General features: G+C 64.5%; 1 protein-coding gene. It reads right to left on the bottom strand.

Annotated features, from left to right (window positions below; genetic code table 11):
• The coding region (locus tag ACIRGA_RS40830; RefSeq protein ID WP_400952956.1) for a hypothetical protein at window positions 1–1,743 on the bottom strand (1,743 nt) is incomplete at its 3' end.
• Window positions 1,744–1,799 lie beyond the last annotated feature (56 nt).

Here is a 1,799-nt window from a genome sequence, read left to right as displayed (position 1 = left end):
ATTGATCCAGCCCTGGGCGACCGCACTCGTCCTCACCCCCGCCCGGCCCTTCGGCTTCAGGGTGAAACCTGCCGGGAGATCTCCTCGCGTGTTCAGGAAATCCCGGAACGTGCGGGGGCCTGTGCCATCCGGTGCAGGACGCCAGCCCACCACATCCACCGGCACATCCTCAGGAATCTCTGGCCACTTATGACGCCGCCACAGCAAACTGACCTGAGGGTGACTCACCAAACCACCGGACAGTTTCACGACTTCTGCCTGCGTCGTATCTTCTCCGTGAAGCCCTGCCACCCAGGCATCGACCCACTCCTGGGCCATCTGACTCGCGCACGGCCGGTCCCCTGATTTCAGGTCGAAACCGTCCGGGTGGGGCCGTGATTCCAGGAAAGCCCTCAACGTCCGCGGACCGGTGCCGTCCTCCGCGGGACGCCACCCCACCACCTCAGGCCGGGTCAGCACCCCCGGCACCAAAGAACCACCACCCTCTCCCAGCACCGGACCAGCCCCGGAAACATCCCCCTCCGGCACCCCCGCATCCGACTCCCTGGCAAAGCCCTCCCACAAAGCCCCCACCAGGTTAATATTGATCAAGCCACCGGACAGTTCCGCGACGTCCGCCTGCGTCATCTTCCCGTAAAGCTTTTTCGCCCAGGCATTGATCCAGCCCTGGGCGACCACACTCGTGATCGACCCCGGCTGGTCCTTCGATTTCAGGGTGAAATCTGCCGGGAGGCCTCCCCGTGTGTTCAGGAAATCCCGGAACGTGCGGGGTCCCGTGCCATCCGGTGCAGGACGCCAGCCCACCACATCCACCGGCACATCCTTAGGAACCTCTGGCCCCTTATGACGCCGCCACAGCAAACTGACCTGAGGGTGACCCACCAAACCGCCGGACAGTTTCACGACTTCTGCCTGCGTCGTATCTTCTCCGTGAAGCCCTACAGCCCAGGCATTGATCCAGTTCTGGGCCTTCTGGCTCGAGCGCGGCCGGTTCTCTGATTTCAGGCCGAAACCTGGCGGGTGGGGCCGTGATTCCAGGAAAGCCCTCAACGTCCGCGGACCGGTGCCGTCCTTCGCGGGACGCCACCCCACCACCTCAGGCTGGGTCAGCACCCCCGAACCCGAAGAACCACCACCCCCAGGAACATCCCCCTCCGACACCCCCGCGTCCGGCTTATTCGCGATAGCTCCCCACAACACCCCCACCTGATTCTTACTGATCAAGCCACCGGACAGTTCCGCGACCTCCGCCCGCGGCATCTTCCCGTAAAGCTTTTTCGCCCAGGCATTGATCCAGCCCCGGGCGACCACACTCGTGATCGACCCCGGCTGGTCCTTCGATTTCAGGGTGAAACCAGCCGGGAGGTTCCCTCGCTTGTTCAGGAAGTCCCGGAACGTTTGGGGTCCCGTGCCATCCGGTGCAGGACGCCAGCCCACCACATCCACCGGCACATCCTCAGGAATCTCTGGCCCCTTAAGACGCCGCCACCGCCGGCTGACCTGAGCCTGTCCGACCAAGCCACCGGACAAATCCACGACGTCCTTCTGCAACATTTTCTCGCGCAGGTCTTCCACCCAGGCATTGATCCAGTCCTGGGCCTTCTGACTCGAATGCGGCCGGTCCTTCGATTTCAGGCCGAAACCTGGCGGGTGGGGCCGTGATTCCAGGAAGGCCCTCAACGTCCGCGGACCGGTGCCGTCCTCCGCGGGACGCCACTTCGCCACCTCAGGCAGGGTCAGCACCCCCGGCACCGAAGAACCACTGCCCGCCACCTCAGGCCGGGTCGGAGGGGCGGACT

The organism is Amycolatopsis sp. NPDC102389, assembly GCF_044765885.1.
In the GTDB taxonomy this organism is placed as follows: domain Bacteria; phylum Actinomycetota; class Actinomycetes; order Mycobacteriales; family Pseudonocardiaceae; genus Amycolatopsis.
The sequence above is the reverse complement of the archived record's forward strand: the minus strand, read 5'-3'. Positions and strand labels throughout refer to the sequence as shown.